Below are 16,074 nucleotides of genomic sequence, written 5' to 3' on the forward strand. Positions count from 1 at the left end.
TAAGCGATCGCCATAACCACGAGCCGCCCCGGTATCCGCCGGGGTAGCTCTCCTGGCGACAGACTGTGCTTAGATTTGCGCCATTCCGCCGTCGACATAGATCTCTGCGGCGTTAATAAAGCTCGACTCGTCAGACGCTAAAAATACCACCGTCCTGCCAATCTCCTCCGGCTCGCCCAGCCGCCCGAGCGGTACGCTGGCGGCCAGGGCGTCGAACAAGCCCTGGCGGTCCGCCTCCGCAACCAGTCCTCCCAGACCCGGGGTACGCACCGGCCCCGGGCTGACGACATTGATGCGGATCCCGCGATCGTTCACCTCCAGCGCCCAGGAGCGCGCCAGGCTGCGTACCGCCGCTTTACTGGCGCTATAGATGCTGAAGTTCGCCGTCCCTTTGACTGCCGCCGTAGAGCCGGTCAAAATCACCGAGGCGCCGTCGGTGAGCAGCGGCAGCGCTTTCTGGACCGTGAACACCACCCCGCGCACGTTGGTGGCGAATATCCGCTCGACGTGCGCTTCGGTGATGGCGCTGAGCGGCAGCATATCCCCGCCGCCAGCATTGGCGAACAGCACATCCAGCCGGCCGGACTCGTCGGCAATGGTCGCAAATACCGCGTCAAGGTCGCTTAACACGGCGGCGTCGGCGCGGATCCCTCGGGCGGCGGGCCCGATGAATCTTACCGCCGCATCCAGCTCCTCCTGTCGGCGGCCGGTGATATACACCTTCGCGCCCTGCTCCGCCAGCGCTTTCGCCGACGCCAGGCCAATCCCGGTGCTGCCGCCGGTCACTAACGCCACTTTATCCGCAAGTTTTTTGCTCATGGTGCATTTCCTTGGTTAGAGTATAAACAGGCCAGGCTCGCGAAAGCGCCCCGCCGGGTATGGAAAGCACTGTAATCGCCTCAAAGAGGCGGAAAAATGGCCTAATCTGAAAAACACTTTTCCCCTCCGTGGATAATGGACGCCCGCTAACCAGGATACTGCGAATAATGGACCGATTTTCAGCCCTCAAAGCCTTCACCCGCGTTGTCGAAGCCGGCAGCTTTACCCGCGCCGCGGACTCGCTGGATATGCCCAACGCCACGCTCAGCAAAACCATCAAGCAACTGGAAGCGCATCTGGGGGTTTCCCTCCTGCAGCGCACCACCCGGCGTATTACCGTGACGCCGGAAGGACGGGAGTACTATGAAAAAGCTCGCTGCCTGCTGGAAGACCTGGAAGAGATCGACGCCTCCTTCAATACCGCCCACAATAAGCCGAAGGGCCATCTACGGATCGCCATCGGTGGGTCGACCGCGTGCGATGTGCTGATCCCGCTGCTGGCGGACTTTATGACCGCCTGGCCGGATATCCGTATCGATTTACAGGTGGCCGATAAACCCGCGGACCTCATCAGCGGCAATATTGACTGCGCCATCCGCGGCGGGCCGATGGATGACTCGACGCTGATCGCCCGTAAAATCGGCGAGGCGACGCTGGTCACCTGCGCCACCCCTGGCTATCTTCAGCGCTGCGGCACGCCCGCCTCGCCGGATGAACTCCATCATGGCCACCAGCTCATCAGCTATCTGTCGCCGGCCAGCGGCAGAGCGTTTCCGTTTCGCTTTACGCGTCACGGCGTCAGTACCGAGCTCAAGACAGAGCCCCATCTCGGCATCAATGAGAGCAACGCGCATATTGCCGCCGGCGAGGCGGGCTTAGGCATTGTGCAGACCTTTACCTATTCGCTAAAACCCGCGCTGGCAAGCGGCAAGCTGGTGGAGATCCTCAGCGCCTGGCGCCCGGCCCCCTATCCCTTTCACGTCGTCTACGCCCGGCACCGGCACGTGCCGCCCCGGCTCCGCGTCTTTATTGAATGGCTGGCGGCGGTTTTTCCGGCTGCGGTGCAGGGATAAAGCGCGTTATCTGACGCCGCGCCGAGGGGGGTCCGTAAATGAACGCACTGACCGCTATTATCCTTTTTACGACCGTCCGAAAAACACCGCTGATTAAATCGACGATTTGATGTTTCTACACAAAATATAAACGAAGATTTAAATTGATATGAATGGGTTGACAATAACATTGGCTATGGGTAGATTTCATGGGCCTAAGTTGTGGCCTTTCCTAATCTGACATAAGAGACTAATGGATACTGAATTTAGTAGCGGTCCGAATATTGCCTTAACGGTTATTCGGACAAGTAAACATAAAATCGATTGTGATCACTTCTTCGTTTTGGTGTGTCTCGCCGGAGCTTGATGCTCTCGTGTTGTCCCACCTCGACCAGAGTTTTCACGGTCCCGAGGTGTGTTATGAACTTCAAATCTACCCTTTTTCCTGGTGTCAAAACCATGACATCAACGCTACGTGTCCGGCCGCCCCGCGATCGGGTGTCGTCTGCGCGTAAAAAACAGCAAAGCTCTATATTCTCCTCGAAAATCAGTGAGTTGAATCAACGCATTACTAACTGGCGCGTCAGTCCTGTCACCGGCCAGCTGGAGCGTCGTTGCCGCTTCTCTGATGGCGAAGACCCACAAAGTCGCCCCTTCGTCGCCTGATTCAGCCGTTACGCCGTAGGCCGTGTCTGCGCGCTATGCCGCAGCCCGTTTTCGTGCGTCACGCTGAGTTAAGTCACTGCTGGTACCTGTTTATTCACTGATGTATTCATACTTGTACATCGGCAGGAATAATCACGTCCAAATAAAACAAAATATAAACTTCACGCCTGTTTATTTTAATAATAAACAGCGGGAAGCCCTGTGCGAAATTAATTAAAACCGATCGCTGATGCGACATCGGGCTATTTTCGGCCGCCCTTAATCCGGGTCTTACCGTAAAAAGCCTGCTGCCGCCCGGCGACAGGAGCAGCACCATGACTGTACAAATCAAGAACCGAAATAAAAAAAGCACGCTGTCTATGCGTGCCGCCCAGGAAGCCCAAAACGGTATCGCAGAAACCCTGGTCAACCTCAACACCACCCGGGAAGGGCTGCAGGAAGCCCAGGCAAATGCCCGGCTGGAGCGGGATGGCCTGAACGAAGTGACTCATGACAAGCCGACTCACGCGCTGATCCAGCTGCTGATGGCGTTTAACAACCCGTTTATTTATGTGCTCGCCATTCTCGCCGGGATCAGCTTCTTCACCGACTACTGGCTGCCCACCAGCCATGGCGAAGACGGCGACCTGACGACGGTGATAATCATCGGCACCATGGTTGCCCTCAGCGGACTGGTGCGCTTCTGGCAGGAACACCGCTCGGCCAAATCGGCCGAAGCGCTGAAAGCGATGGTTCGCACCACCGCGACGGTCGTTCGTCGCGAACACGCCGGGCAAAAAGGAAAGCCACGTGAAATCCCGATGCGCGAGCTGGTGGTGGGCGATATCGTGCAGCTCTATGCGGGCGACATGATCCCGGCGGACGTCCGTTTGATCGAATCACGCGACCTGTTTATCAGTCAGGCCGTCCTGACCGGCGAAGCGCTGCCGATTGAGAAGTACGACACCCTCGGCGACGTGGCGCAGAAATCCGCACACGACAAGGCGGTTGACAACGAGAACCTGTTGGATATGCCTAACATCTGCTTCATGGGGACCAACGTTGTCAGCGGCACCGCTCAGGCGGTCGTGGTGGCGACCGGGCCGAGGACCTACTTTGGCTCACTGGCAAAAGCGATTGTCGGCACCCGGGCGCAAACGGCGTTTGACCGCGGGGTGAACAGCGTCAGCTGGCTGTTGATCCGCTTTATGCTAGTGATGGTGCCGGTGGTGTTCCTGATTAACGGCCTGATGAAGGGCGAATGGTGGGATGCCCTGCTGTTTGCTCTGGCCGTCGCCGTAGGTCTGACGCCAGAAATGCTGCCAATGATCGTCAGCGCCAACCTCGCCAAGGGCGCGGTGGCTATGGCGAAGCGTAAAGTCGTGGTTAAGCGCCTTAACGCGATTCAGAACCTGGGCGCGATGGACGTGCTGTGCACCGACAAAACCGGCACCCTGACGCAGGATAAAATCATCCTTGAGCACCACGTCGACACGCACGGTCAGAAAAATCAGTCCGTGCTGGCGCTGGCCTGGCTCAACAGCCACTATCAAAGCGGCATCAAAAACCTGATGGATCAGGCGGTCATTTACTTCTCTGAAAATGAGTCGGGCTTTGTGCAACCTCAGGGGTACAGCAAAGTCGATGAGATGCCGTTCGACTTCGTGCGCCGTCGCCTGTCGATTGTGGTGAAAGACAGCCAGAGCAATCATCTGCTGGTGTGCAAAGGCGCCGTGGAGGAGATGCTGAGCATCGCCTCCCACATGGAAGAGAATGGCAAGGTTATCCCCCTCGACGATCAGCGCCGTGACGCCATGCTGGCGATGGCGAACGACTACAACAAAGACGGCTTCCGCGTTCTGGTGGTCGCTACGCGCGACATTCCGAAAGCCGAAGCGAAAAGACTGTACAGCACCGCTGATGAGCACGATCTGATTATCCGCGGCTTCCTCACCTTCCTCGATCCACCTAAGGAGAGCGCGGGTCCGGCGATTGCTGCCCTGATGGATATTGGCGTCGCAGTCAAAGTGCTGACCGGCGATAACGCGATTGTCACTACGCGGATTTGCCGCCAGGTGGGACTGGAACCAGGCGAACCGGTACTCGGCCCGCAGATTGAGTCGTTGAGCGACACGGCCCTGCAGCAGTTGGTGGAAGAGCGCACGGTGTTCGCCAAGTTAACGCCGCTGCAGAAATCACGCGTGCTGAAGGCGCTGCAGGCCAACGGTCATACGGTGGGCTTTCTCGGTGACGGCATTAACGATGCCCCTGCTCTGCGCGATGCCGACGTGGGTATCTCGGTCGACAGTGGCACCGATATCGCCAAGGAATCGGCCGACATCATCTTGCTGGAAAAGAGCCTGATGGTGCTGGAAGAAGGCGTTATCAAAGGCCGCGAGACCTTTGGCAACATTATGAAATACCTGAACATGACCGCCAGCTCCAACTTCGGCAACGTGTTCTCGGTACTGGTGGCCAGCGCGTTCATTCCGTTCCTGCCGATGCTCGCGATCCAGTTGCTGCTGCAAAACCTGATGTACGACATCTCCCAGCTCGCGCTGCCGTGGGACAAAACGGACAAAGAGTTCCTGAGCAAACCGCGCAAGTGGGATGCAAGAAACATCGGCCGCTTTATGGTCTGGATTGGCCCGACCTCGTCCATTTTTGACATGACGACCTTTGCGCTGATGTGGTTTGTGTTCAGCGCCAACAGCGAACACATGCAGACCCTGTTCCAGTCCGGCTGGTTCGTTGAAGGCCTGCTGTCGCAGACGCTGGTGGTGCACATGCTGCGTACCCAGAAAATTCCGTTCATTCAGAGCACCGCCGCCTGGCCGGTACTGATGATGACCGGTCTGATTATGGCTATTGGAATTTACGTGCCGTTCTCTCCGCTTGGGCCGTTGGTTGGGCTGCAGGCGCTGCCGTGGCAGTACTTCCCGTGGCTGGTCGGCACCCTGCTCGCCTACTGCTGCGTGGCCCAGGGCATGAAAACGTTCTACATCCGTCGCTTCAGGCAGTGGCACTAATTCTGCGTTAAAGACGGTGATTCACGTGCCGCTTCGGCGGCACCTTTCAGGCAGGCCACACAGGCTGGAAGCATTATGGAAAAGCAACATTCCATCATTTTCCTGATTAAAAATAAGACCATCGCGTTGATTGTCTTATTTTTAATGAAAATAACCCGCACCCTTCGCGTCCGTGCCCTGGCATGGTACGCCGGAGGGAAGATTAACTATCAACACACTAAAGCATTACTGAACCTCGCCAGCGCCATACATCGTTTTTCGATCAGGTTACTGCGTTTTATTTCACTACCCGCCCTGTAGAGGGGGAATTCATGATGTCCGGAACCACTCTGTTAATTAACCTGGCTGGCGCCATCGCATTGCTGCTCTGGGGCAGCCATATGATTTCAACGGCGCTGCAGCGCGGCTTCGGCACGCCGCTGCGCAACTGGATGGGACGCCACCTCACTAACCGCTGGACCGCCCTGCTCTCCGGCATTGGCATTACCGGCATTCTGCAAAGCAGCACGGCGGTCAGTATGATGGCGACGTCATTTACCGCCGCAGGTACGCTAAGCCTTGCCCCCGCGCTTGCGGTGATGCTCGGCGCCAACATCGGCTCCACGCTGGTGGTCCAGCTGATGAGCTTTAACATGGAAATCGCCATTCCGCTGCTTCTGCTGGCCGGGTTTGTGGTTTTCAAGCTACGCGACCATTCCAGCTTTGAAAGTGTGGGCTGCGCCCTGATTGGCCTCGGCCTGATGCTGCTGGCGCTGCATTTACTGGGCGGCACGCTGCAGGACATTGAGGTCACGCCGGTGTTTCATGCCGTGATGCAGGGGCTACAGGGCGATATTTTCATTGCCCTGCTGGTGGCGGCGCTCCTGACGCTCCTGTGCCACTCCAGCGTGGCGATGATTTTGCTAATCGCCTCCCTCGCCGGTACCGGCACGCTGACCCCGGCTACGGCCCTGGTGCTGGTGCTTGGCGCCAACATCGGCGGCGCGTTACCGCCGGTGTTAAACGCCGGGTCCGCGGTGGCCCGCCGCCTGCCGGTTGGCAACCTGATGGTCCGCCTGTCCGGCTGCGCGCTGGCATTACTGCTTCTGCCGTTGCTGATGGCGATCGCCCGTAAATCCGGGCTGAACACGCCGCAGCTGGTGGTGTGGTTTCATACCGCCTTTAGCGTGGCGCTCGCGCTGCTGTTTATCGGCCTGAACATGCCAATGGCTCGCTTCCTGGAGCGACTGTTTCCGGAAGAAGAGCGCGTAGGCGACCCGGGTATGCCAATGTATCTCGACGATGCGGGTCTGGAAGTGGCTTATATCGGCCTGTCCAATTCGGTTCGCGAATCGCTGCGCGCCGCCGACATGCTAACCATCATGCTGGACCGACTGCTGGTGCTGTTTGTGACCCAGGAAAAACAGGCTGCCGATGACATCCGCCAGCTGGAGCAGTCGGTCGATCTGCTGAGCGCGGCGGTTCGCGCCTACCTCGCCGACATTGGTCAGGACGGGCTGAATGATGCAGATGCCGATCGTGCCCAGGAGATCCTGATGTTCATCATCAATGTTGAGCACGCGGGCGACATTCTCTCCAGCAATCTGACCCAGCTGGCCACGCGCCGCGCACGCCGGGGAGAGCAGTTTAACGACTTTGAATTACACCATATTCGCCTGCTGCATGCGGAGCTCCTCACCAGCCTGAACTTAGGCATAGCGGCATTCCTGCGTGAAGACTTGTCTGCTGCCCACCAGCTGGTGCAGCGCAAAGAAACCATCCGCCAGCTGGAGGCCTCCGCCAGCCGCGAGCACTTCAAAAAACTGCGGGAGGACAAGAATGCCTGGGCGGAATCCGGCGACATTTTCCAGCGGGTGCTACGGGACTACCGCCGCGTGCATCACCATATCGCCGCCGTCGCCTACCCGGTCATTGACCGCCTGGGCGATACCTCGCTGCGGTTTATTGAAACGCCGCCGGATGTTTAAAAAACAATAACCGCCAGCGCGCGGACGAGATCCTTTTCAAGGCAAGCAACGTTAAGGTACAAAAAATGCGAGTGTTAATCTGCTCGGGTCGGTTTTATGCCGACACCCATACCATCACCCATGTGCTGGAACTCTATGCCCGTACACAGACGATTAACGTGTTGATTCACGGAGGGCACCAGGCGCTGGGCGGCGCGATAGAAAACTGGGCGCGCGGGATCGACGTTCACGTGATCCGCTACCCGGCAAACTGGGCGCTGCACGGAAAATATGCAGAGACAAGGCGCAATTTGTTTATGCTGGAAGATAGCCGCCCTGACGTACTGCTGGCTTTTCCTGGCGGAGAAGATACGGCGGAGTGCATAAAGATGGCGAAAAACAGAGGGATCCGCGTCATCGACGTCGTTTAACCTGAGTGGGTGAAGTTCGGTGACCATGGCCACAGGCAGGCGTCCGCTGGAGGGGTATTGAATGACGGCCTTGACGATTAACCAGCAATGGTCAATATAGAGAACCTTACTCGTCTAAGTGTAAGCTGAGCGCAGAGAGGACAGTCAGGCGGGGGGCCCGGCCCCCCAATTGTCCGGGAACATTATGGGCAATACCGCTCAGCATACCCTCAGGCTTCCGTCGGTCCCCGGGATGAGATTTCACGTCCACTCCCCTTATTCGCGCGGTATCGAAACCAGGAACAGCCGGACAACGACACCCGCCATACCTTACCTGGAGCGAAAAAATGACCTCATCCATTGCCATCGTCGGAGCAGGACTCGGCGGCCTCATGCTCGCACGTATTTTACATGTCCACGGCATTTCCTCTGTGGTCTACGAAGCTGAAGCCTCTCCCGAGGCCCGCCCACAAGGTGGCTTGCTGGATATCCACGATCATAATGGCCAGCGGGCGCTGATAGCGGCAGGCCTGTACGATGCCTTCCGGGCCCTTATTCTTCCTGGTGGTCAATCCACGCGCGTACTCGATAAAGCGGGCAACGTATTGTTCGAGCAGTTCGATGATGGTTTGGGCGGCCGACCAGAAGTCTCTCGCGGCGCGCTTCGCACGCTGCTGCTGGAGTCGCTTCCTGCGGACACCGTGCAATGGGGCCGTAAAGTGGCAGATATCGTCCCCCATGATGACGGCACGCATAGTTTGTACTTTACGGATGGCTCCACCACCAGGGTCTCCCTGGTGGTGGGCGCAGATGGTGCCTGGTCGCGTGTCCGTGCTCTGGTCACCGATGCTGTGCCTGCCTATGCGGGATTTTCGTATGTCGAGCGCTGGCTTAGTCACGTCGACACCGATCATCTGGCTTGCGCGCAAGCAGTAGGCCGCGGCTCATTTTTTGCGCTCTCGCCAGGCAAGGGTATCATGGCGCACCGGGAGCCTGGCGGCGTGATCCACGTTTACATTGCTCTGTGCCAACCCCAGGCCTGGTTCGCTGACGTGACGTCCGCTAATGCACAGGTTGACGTGCAACGCATAGTCGATGAATTCGATGGCTGGGCGCATCCACTGCAAACATTGATTACGGAGGGTGATGGTGAGCCCGTATTGCGCCCTATTCACTTTTTACCTCCCGGACTTCGATGGCCGCGAACAGCAGGCGTAACGCTGTTGGGCGACGCCGCGCATCTTATGCTGCCGTTCGGCGAAGGCGCTAATCTCGCGTTAGAGGATGGCGCTGAGCTGGGACTCGCGATTGCGGCCAATGCAGATAATCCTGAAGCCGCGCTGTCCGCTTATGAAGAACAGATGTTTATCCGCGTCGAAAGTGCGGCCAACGACGCGCAGGCAATGGCAGGCATTCTCTTTGGGGACGAGACACCCGGCGCGTTGTTGCATTTTTTTAACCAGTATAAAACAGGATCCTGATCCCCGACGCTGCGGTGATTCTTGCGCCATGAACAAATAACCCTCCCGCCATCGGGAGGTCAATGTTCAGTAATGTCCGGAGAATAACGCTCCGGATATAAAATCATTAAAACGCTGTCGCAATAGCTGAAATCTGGAACGAGTTATTTTAATAACCCCTTCATGATCAAAGACAGACCGAACTCAAAACAGGTATCCGGATGTTGGTGGGTAAGCGCATCGATACGACTGATTTCTGTTGAGGGTGTAGACAATCTTTCATCATCATGTCTGTCTGTACGAGACTGCTCCTCCAATACGCATCCCAGGGTATATTCGCTAATAGTGAGTAATATCATTGCGGCTTCGGCCTCAGAAAAGCCGGCCCGCATAAGGTAAGCCACCTTTGGGTAGAACGTTTCCCCTCCTACCCGCGCCGGTGTTGTCCCCGCATGGAGCAGTGCGCCATCCCGATGAGCGAGAAGCGCGCGGCGGAAACTGCGCGCGTTATTTGCCAGCCAGTCTGCCCACTCGGCCGTGTCTTCAGCCAGCGGAAGCGAATGGTGCCTGGCCAAAACAGTTGCGGCCATCTCTTCCAGTAAGCTGGCCTTGTTCCTGAAATGCCAGTACAGCGTTGCGGATTCTACCCCCAGCTTTTGCGCCAGCTTTCGCGTCGTTATCGCTTCCAGCCCGACTTCATCTAAGAGTGCTAATGCAGCATTAATGACCTGATCCCGCTGAATTTTAGCCATGGTGTTCATCCTGTTGTTAATGCATCCAACCGAGCCCGTGGTAGATGAAAAGAGATCTTCTCCTGACCAGGAGCCTACCGGCGCCATTGATGAAAATAAATCTATCATTGATAGAAAAATTGATCAATGATAGATTTTTAACGCATCGCACCTAAAGGTCATCCCATGAATATCAATCGAGATACGCAGGTAAAGAAAACCAACCATGCTGATCCCATCAATGCCATCCCGCCGGTTTTGTGGCTGCAAGCCGCCATCATCACCCTTGGAGCATTCGCTACCATGCTCTCATCCACCATGCTCAGTGCTGCGCTTCCGGCCATGGCAAAGGGCCTTGGGGTGACGGACGCCTCCATCCAGTGGATAGCCACCGCATACCTCATGGCGCTGGCCGCAGGCGTTCCGGTTAGCGCATGGGCGGTAAAACGGTTTGGCGCCACCCAACTTTGGCTCTATGCACTTATTTTATTTGGTGTTTTCTCGGCAGTTTGCGCGTTATCCCCGAATATCGAGGTGCTGCTCACCGCCAGAATAATGCAAGGTCTGGCAGGCGGGTTACTCGTGCCAGCCGGGCAGACGATCCTGGGTCTGGTGGTCGGTCGTGAGCGCCTCGGGCGGATCATTGGTACGATAGGCGTGGCTATCGTCATTGCGCCCTTACTGGGAACGTCTCTGGGTGCCGTTCTGCTTCAGGTCTGCGGATGGCGAGTCTTGTTTTTTATTAATGTCCCCTTATCTCTCTGTGCATGGCTTGCGGGATGGAAATTACTCCCTCGCCCGACAATAAAAAATGATAAGCCGCTCTCCCTGGACTGGATGGGGTTAATACTGATTCTTTGTAGCCTTCCCCTGCTCATGGAGGGTATTAAAGGTGTCAGCCTGAATAGTGGTGAAAATAGCGGGAACATTATCTTACTCAGCGTGGGCGCACTGTTTATCGGCTTGTTTATCTTTCGCTCTTTTCGCATTGACTCGCCTTTACTTCATCTCAGCCTTTTCAAACATCGTGGCTTCACATTATCGGCGTTGCTGATGGCTATCGGAGGTGCGGTGAATTTTGGTGGGCAGTTCCTGCTCCCGTTGTATTTCCGCGACGTTTGCCATGAAGCACTGGCTGACGTGGGTTTGCTCCTTACTCCGCAGTTAATCGGTTCTGCCATAGGATTCCCGGTCGCCGGTTATTTCTCAGACCGGCTGGGTCCTCGCGTGGTGCTGATCGTTGGCGGCTTGCTCTCGGTGTTGGCGACATGGCCGCTGGCCATGATTGATGGAGGCAGTAGCTACACCCTGGTCGGTAGCGCACTCGCTATCAGGGGATTCGGTTTAGCCCTTGCGACAGTGCCGGCGATGGCGGCAGGCCTGGCGATGGCGGGTACCCGTCATGTTTCTGATGCAGCACCGATTCTCAACATCCTGCAGCGTGTTGGCGCGATGGCTGGCGCGGCCCTGGTGACGGCGTGCTACGTCAGACTGGCGCATACGCAGGGTAGCTTAGCCGCCTTTCAGCACGCCGGGTGGATACTGATCAGCGGCGCCATACTGCTCACGCTTTCAGCACTTTTCATGGTGAACCATCAGGGATCATCAACGCGGGAAGAAACAAGATAACCGGTCTGGCGTCCTGTCCCGCACCCGGTACGCAATAGTTAACACCTCATTCTGAATGAGCGCGAGAGAGGCGTGAATGCCAGTCAGCGACACCAGCGACTGGCATTGCACGCGACGCCCCACTAAATCGAACCAATCAATCCGCCATCGACCCGGATCACCGCCCCGGTAATGTAGCTGGCAAGCTGGCTTGCCAAAAAGGCAGCGGTGGCGCCGTACTCCTGGGGGTGGCCATAACGTCCCGCCGGAATGCTCAGACGACTCTTCTCCGCGACCGCTTCCGCAGTGGAATGTTCCCGTTTCGCCTTGATAGCATCCAGCTGACCCACCCGGTCGGTAGCGATGCGTCCAGGCACCATCACATTCACTGTGACGCCGTCGGCCGCCACTTCAGCGGCAAGGGTTTTCGACCAGCCAAGCAAGCTCATGCGCAGCGCATTCGACAGGGCGAGACCCGGAATCGGGGCAATCACACCGGACGAGGTGGTGGTAATAATGCGTCCCCAGCCACGGCTGCGCATGGCGGGCAGTAGTTTATCGGTGAGCTGGATCAACGAGGCGACCATCACTGAAAATTGCTGTTGCCAGACGGCGCCGTCCGTCCCCTGTGCCAGCGTGGGCGGTGGGCCACCGGAATTATTGACCAGAATATCGATGTCGCCCCAGTGCTCGCGGATATCGGCGATGACCGTATCAAACTGTTCCGGGACGGCAAGATCCAGCGGCCAGGCGCGGGCGGTACCGCCCAGCTGAGTGATGCGTTCCACCGTTTGCGCCAGCTTCTCTCTGTTGCGGCCTGTCACGGCGACCTTCACGCCTTCCTGCGCCAGCGAGCAGGCGATAGCCTGTCCAAGGCCACTTCCCGCACCGCAAACCAGTGCCACACGCTGTTGTATCTGCAAATTCATAAATGCTCCTGATTGTATTTTCAGGAGCATTATGTGCAATAGTGATGCCAGTTATACGCGTGGGCTTTTTACATTGACCTGGTCAAACGCGTATTGCAGGTGTTTTCTCATCAACTCTGCCGCCTGTTCCTGTTTGTTCTCTCGCAGGGCATCAATGATGGCAACGTGCTCTTCGCACCACTCTTTTACGCGACGCTTATTGTGATAGCTACCAAATTCCAGCAGGCGGCGCAGCCGGTTTTGCTGCTGAATGGCCTGTAATACAAACAGGTTGCCGCTGGCCTCTGCCAGCAACTCATGAAACGCCGCATCGGTTTCGAAAATCTCTTTGGCCGGGACCTGCGTAATGTCCGGGTGGGTGATGAGTCTCAGATGCCGGGCGCGCAGACGTTTAAGCATCTGCCGGTCAACATGCAGGTTGGGCGTCAGCAACGCCATCGGTTCAATCATCAGGCGAAAACCGTAGCTATTGCGCAGAGCGATATCGGAGTTCAGGGTTTGCAGAAAGCGCCAGCCATGCCCTGCATTGCGGGCAATCAGGCCATCCTCCGATAGCTTCACCAGCGTACGGGTCAGCACGCCGCGATCAACATCATAGCGCTGGCTGATTTCGGTCTGGGTAAAGGATTCCGGCAGGATACCTGCAATGCGGTCATGGACCAGTTGCTCGTACAACTTCTGGTCATTGCTCTTGGACTGCTCAATCTCCAGCTGATCCAGCTCATTACTGCGTTTAAGCAGGAAAAAACCCTGGTTTGGCCGCGCTTCAACCGCCCCCATTCGGGTCAGTTCCTTGAGCCCGGCACGTACCGGCGTACGCGAAACACCCAACGCATCGGCAAGATGTTGCTCACGTAAATGATGACCTGGATCGAATCTTGCTTCAGATATCAGGTCGAGTATTTGCCGGGCTATCCGGCGACTGCTCGCAGTGGAGTCAGGCTGCATGAATTCACGATTCCCTGAAATGCATTGTTGTGGTCGATATATACAATATCACGAGCAACAAAACGCAGCAAAGTAAAGCAAGGAGTGCACGCTTAACGTGCAACACGCACCAGAATGAGACATTTTTTTCATACGCATAATTGTATTTATTGACTCACTAAATTCAATTTAAACCTTAGCCAGGAGACGACTATGTCCAGCAATTCTTTTCTGTTTCGCCGCGTGCGTACCTTGATGTTCGCGCTGACCGCCCTGCCACTGGTCAGCCATGCGGCGGTGGAAACCATCGCCAAGGGCCAGTTGACCTATGGAACGGCAGCGACGTTCATGCCTTTTGAATACGTGAAAGCAGGCAAGCTTACCGGCTTCGATATCGACCTGATTAACGCGCTAAGCAAAGAGATCCAACTGACGCCAGCGCCAATGCCGATGGAATTCAAAGGGCTTATTCCGGCGCTGCAGGGTAAACGTCTGGATATCATCAACTCCGCCATGTACGTCAATCCGACCCGTGCCGAGCAGGTTGACTTCGTACCCTATCTGAAAATCGGCAGTCGCGTGGTGGTCCGCAAAGGTAACCCGGCCAACATCACCGGGCGTGACCTGAGCCTCTGCGGCAAAAACATCGCCGTGACGCTCGGCGGGATCGAAGAGAGCCAGGCCCGGGCAGACAATCAGCGCTGCCTGGAGGCCAAAAAACCGGCCATCAACGTCATGACGTTCCCCGCGGCCACCGATTCCGCCGTGGCCGTCGCCCAGGGACGTGCCGATGCCGAGTTCCTCTCCACGCCGGGCACCGTCGCCCTGTTTACCGAAAAAGCTGGCATGTTCGAAGCGGTTGGCGCCGAGTTCGAAGCGAATACTCACATCGCCTTTGCCGTGCGTAAAGGCGATACCGCAACCCAGGCCCTGCTGGAGCAAGGTCTGCAGAGACTCGTCAAAAATGGCACCTACACGCAACTGATTAAGAAGTGGAACTTCCCAGACTCCGTTGCCCTTTTCTAACCCGTTTGCCATTAACCGGAGAACGCTATGTCGATCGATTTAATGTGGCAGTACTTCCTCTCCCCCGAATTTATTCGGGGTGCGTGGATGACGCTACTGATTACCCTCTGCTCACTGTTGTGTGGCGTGGTGCTGGGCCTGGTGTTGGCGCTGTTGCAGGAAGCGCCGTTTCGCGCCGGGAAAGGGCTGGCCTTTTTCTACCTGTGGCTGTTTCGCGGGACGCCGGTGCTGTTCCAGATAATCTTTGTCTACAACGTGCTGCCAGGCTTCGGCTTACGCTTCTCCGCGTTTACCTGTGCAGTGCTGGCGCTTTCGCTCAATGAAGGCGCCTACATGGCGGAAATTCTGCGCTCTGGACTGCAGGCGGTGAAAAGCGGCCAGCGCACCGCCGGCATGGCGCTGGGTATGACTCATGGCCAGATCATGCGAAAAATCGTTCTGCCTCAGGCCGCGCGCATCGTTCTGCCGCCGATGGGTAACCAGATGATCAGCATGCTGAAATCGAGCGCGCTGGTCTCGGTTATCGCCGTTCAGGAACTGCTGCTGGTCGCTAACCAGGCCGCCAGCGCCAGCTTCCGTTACTTCGAAGCGCTTTGCGCTGCGGGCATCTATTACCTGCTGCTCACCAGCCTGTTCATGATCTTCCAGTCGTGGCTGGAAGGCGTGCTGGATCCCAGGCAGCGCCGCAGCAAAAGCCAGAAGCGGCTGACTCGCCTGTTTAAGTTACCGAAAACCGTCCGGGAGGAACCATGAGTGAGAAACCGCTGCTGGAGATGATCGGCATTGATAAGACTTTTGGTCGCCAGACCGTACTCAAAAACTGCTCTCTGACCGTGCAACGCGGAGAAACCGTGGTGCTGATTGGCCCGTCCGGCTCGGGAAAATCCACCCTGCTACGCTGCGTCAACATGCTCTCGCCCGCCGACAGCGGCGATGTGTTCTTCGCCAGCCGGCACATCAGCCGGGGCGATGTGCCGGCGCACAAACTGCGTCAGCGCATTGGCATGGTGTTCCAGAACTACGAGCTGTTCTCGCACCTGACCGCAGCGGAAAACATCATGCTGGCCCCGATGACGGTGTTGGGAATGAACCGTATTGATGCCCGCAAACTGGCGGACAACCTGCTGGCAAAAGTGCGCATCAACGAACGTGCAGACCATTTTCCGGACGAGCTCTCCGGCGGACAGCAGCAGCGCGTGGCGATTGCCCGGGCGCTGGCGATGAAGCCGGAGCTGATGCTCTACGACGAACCCACCTCCGCCCTCGACCCGGAGATGATCCGTGAAGTGCTGGAAGTGATGGCGGAGCTCAGCGCGGAAGGCATGACCAGCATGGTGGTGACTCACGAAATGGGCTTCGCCCGTCGGGCCGCTAACAAGATTCTGTTTATGGAAGACGGCGAAATTATCGATCGCGCCAACACCAGTGATTTCTTCGCCGGCCATGTCAGCGACCGCGCACAGCGCTTCCTGACGCAAATATTACATTAATC

General features: G+C 57.1%; 15 protein-coding genes. 11 read left to right on the forward strand and 4 right to left on the reverse strand.

Going from position 1 to position 16,074, the window contains the following annotated elements; translation table 11 throughout:
* Window positions 1–69 precede the first annotated feature (69 nt).
* The gene (locus CWM53_RS03070; RefSeq protein WP_012542112.1) at window positions 70–819 is read right to left on the reverse strand and encodes an SDR family oxidoreductase; all 750 of its coding nucleotides are present in this window, start codon (window positions 817–819) and stop codon (window positions 70–72) included.
* 167 nt (window positions 820–986) lie between these two features.
* On the opposite strand from CWM53_RS03070, the gene CWM53_RS03075 reads away from it, so the two are divergent.
* From CWM53_RS03075 to CWM53_RS03105, 7 genes are all read left to right on the forward strand, one after another.
* Complete coding sequence (locus CWM53_RS03075) at window positions 987–1,892, forward strand: LysR family transcriptional regulator (protein ID WP_023322401.1); 906 nt, start codon at window positions 987–989, stop codon at window positions 1,890–1,892.
* Window positions 1,893–2,330: 438 nt separating this feature from the next.
* Window positions 2,331–2,537 carry a hypothetical protein gene (locus tag CWM53_RS03080; RefSeq protein WP_224224395.1) on the forward strand — a complete coding sequence of 69 codons (207 nt, stop codon included), beginning with the start codon at window positions 2,331–2,333 and terminating at the stop codon, window positions 2,535–2,537.
* A gap of 314 nt (window positions 2,538–2,851) precedes the next feature.
* Entirely contained in the window at window positions 2,852–5,545 is a 2,694-nt protein-coding gene (gene mgtA, locus CWM53_RS03085) for a magnesium-translocating P-type ATPase (protein WP_074386246.1), read from the forward strand.
* A gap of 75 nt (window positions 5,546–5,620) precedes the next feature.
* A complete protein-coding gene (locus tag CWM53_RS03090) occupies window positions 5,621–5,845 on the forward strand; it encodes a hypothetical protein (protein ID WP_016160720.1) in 225 nt (74 codons plus the stop codon).
* 14 nt (window positions 5,846–5,859) lie between these two features.
* Window positions 5,860–7,512, forward strand: coding sequence for a Na/Pi cotransporter family protein (locus tag CWM53_RS03095; protein WP_074386290.1), 1,653 nt, complete (start codon window positions 5,860–5,862; stop codon window positions 7,510–7,512).
* A 65-nt stretch (window positions 7,513–7,577) separates the two neighbouring features.
* Window positions 7,578–7,922 (forward strand): SLOG family protein, encoded by a 345-nt coding sequence (locus CWM53_RS03100; protein WP_074386247.1) that lies wholly within the window; start codon window positions 7,578–7,580, stop codon window positions 7,920–7,922.
* 326 nt (window positions 7,923–8,248) lie between these two features.
* Window positions 8,249–9,382, forward strand: coding sequence for an FAD-dependent oxidoreductase (locus tag CWM53_RS03105; RefSeq protein WP_100631725.1), 1,134 nt, complete (start codon window positions 8,249–8,251; stop codon window positions 9,380–9,382).
* A 143-nt stretch (window positions 9,383–9,525) separates the two neighbouring features.
* Here the strand turns inward: CWM53_RS03105 and CWM53_RS03110 are convergent, their stop codons facing one another.
* Complete coding sequence (locus CWM53_RS03110) at window positions 9,526–10,113, reverse strand: TetR/AcrR family transcriptional regulator C-terminal domain-containing protein (RefSeq protein ID WP_012542120.1); 588 nt, start codon at window positions 10,111–10,113, stop codon at window positions 9,526–9,528.
* A gap of 165 nt (window positions 10,114–10,278) precedes the next feature.
* Between CWM53_RS03110 and CWM53_RS03115 the strand changes: the two genes are divergently transcribed.
* On the forward strand, window positions 10,279–11,721 hold the full coding sequence (locus CWM53_RS03115; protein WP_100631726.1) for a DHA2 family efflux MFS transporter permease subunit: 1,443 nt from the start codon (window positions 10,279–10,281) through the stop codon (window positions 11,719–11,721).
* Between the two features lie 122 nt (window positions 11,722–11,843).
* Here the strand turns inward: CWM53_RS03115 and CWM53_RS03120 are convergent, their stop codons facing one another.
* Complete coding sequence (locus CWM53_RS03120; protein WP_074386250.1) at window positions 11,844–12,629, reverse strand: SDR family oxidoreductase; 786 nt, start codon at window positions 12,627–12,629, stop codon at window positions 11,844–11,846.
* Between the two features lie 51 nt (window positions 12,630–12,680).
* Window positions 12,681–13,577 carry a GntR family transcriptional regulator gene (locus tag CWM53_RS03125; RefSeq protein ID WP_012542124.1) on the reverse strand — a complete coding sequence of 299 codons (897 nt, stop codon included), beginning with the start codon at window positions 13,575–13,577 and terminating at the stop codon, window positions 12,681–12,683.
* A gap of 192 nt (window positions 13,578–13,769) precedes the next feature.
* Between CWM53_RS03125 and CWM53_RS03130 the strand changes: the two genes are divergently transcribed.
* From CWM53_RS03130 to CWM53_RS03140, 3 genes are read left to right on the forward strand one after another with little or no spacing between them, the layout of a single operon-like run.
* Complete coding sequence (locus tag CWM53_RS03130) at window positions 13,770–14,582, forward strand: ABC transporter substrate-binding protein (RefSeq protein ID WP_100631727.1); 813 nt, start codon at window positions 13,770–13,772, stop codon at window positions 14,580–14,582.
* Between the two features lie 27 nt (window positions 14,583–14,609).
* Window positions 14,610–15,335 (forward strand): amino acid ABC transporter permease, encoded by a 726-nt coding sequence (locus CWM53_RS03135; protein WP_023322396.1) that lies wholly within the window; start codon window positions 14,610–14,612, stop codon window positions 15,333–15,335.
* Window positions 15,332–16,072, forward strand: a complete 741-nt coding sequence (locus CWM53_RS03140) for an amino acid ABC transporter ATP-binding protein (RefSeq protein ID WP_100729939.1) — start codon at window positions 15,332–15,334, stop codon at window positions 16,070–16,072. The genes CWM53_RS03135 and CWM53_RS03140 overlap by 4 nt, the downstream gene beginning before the upstream one ends.
* Window positions 16,073–16,074: the final 2 nt, after the last annotated feature.

This window comes from Klebsiella sp. A-Nf5 (genome assembly GCF_002810545.1).
GTDB classification, from domain to species: domain Bacteria; phylum Pseudomonadota; class Gammaproteobacteria; order Enterobacterales; family Enterobacteriaceae; genus Klebsiella; species Klebsiella variicola.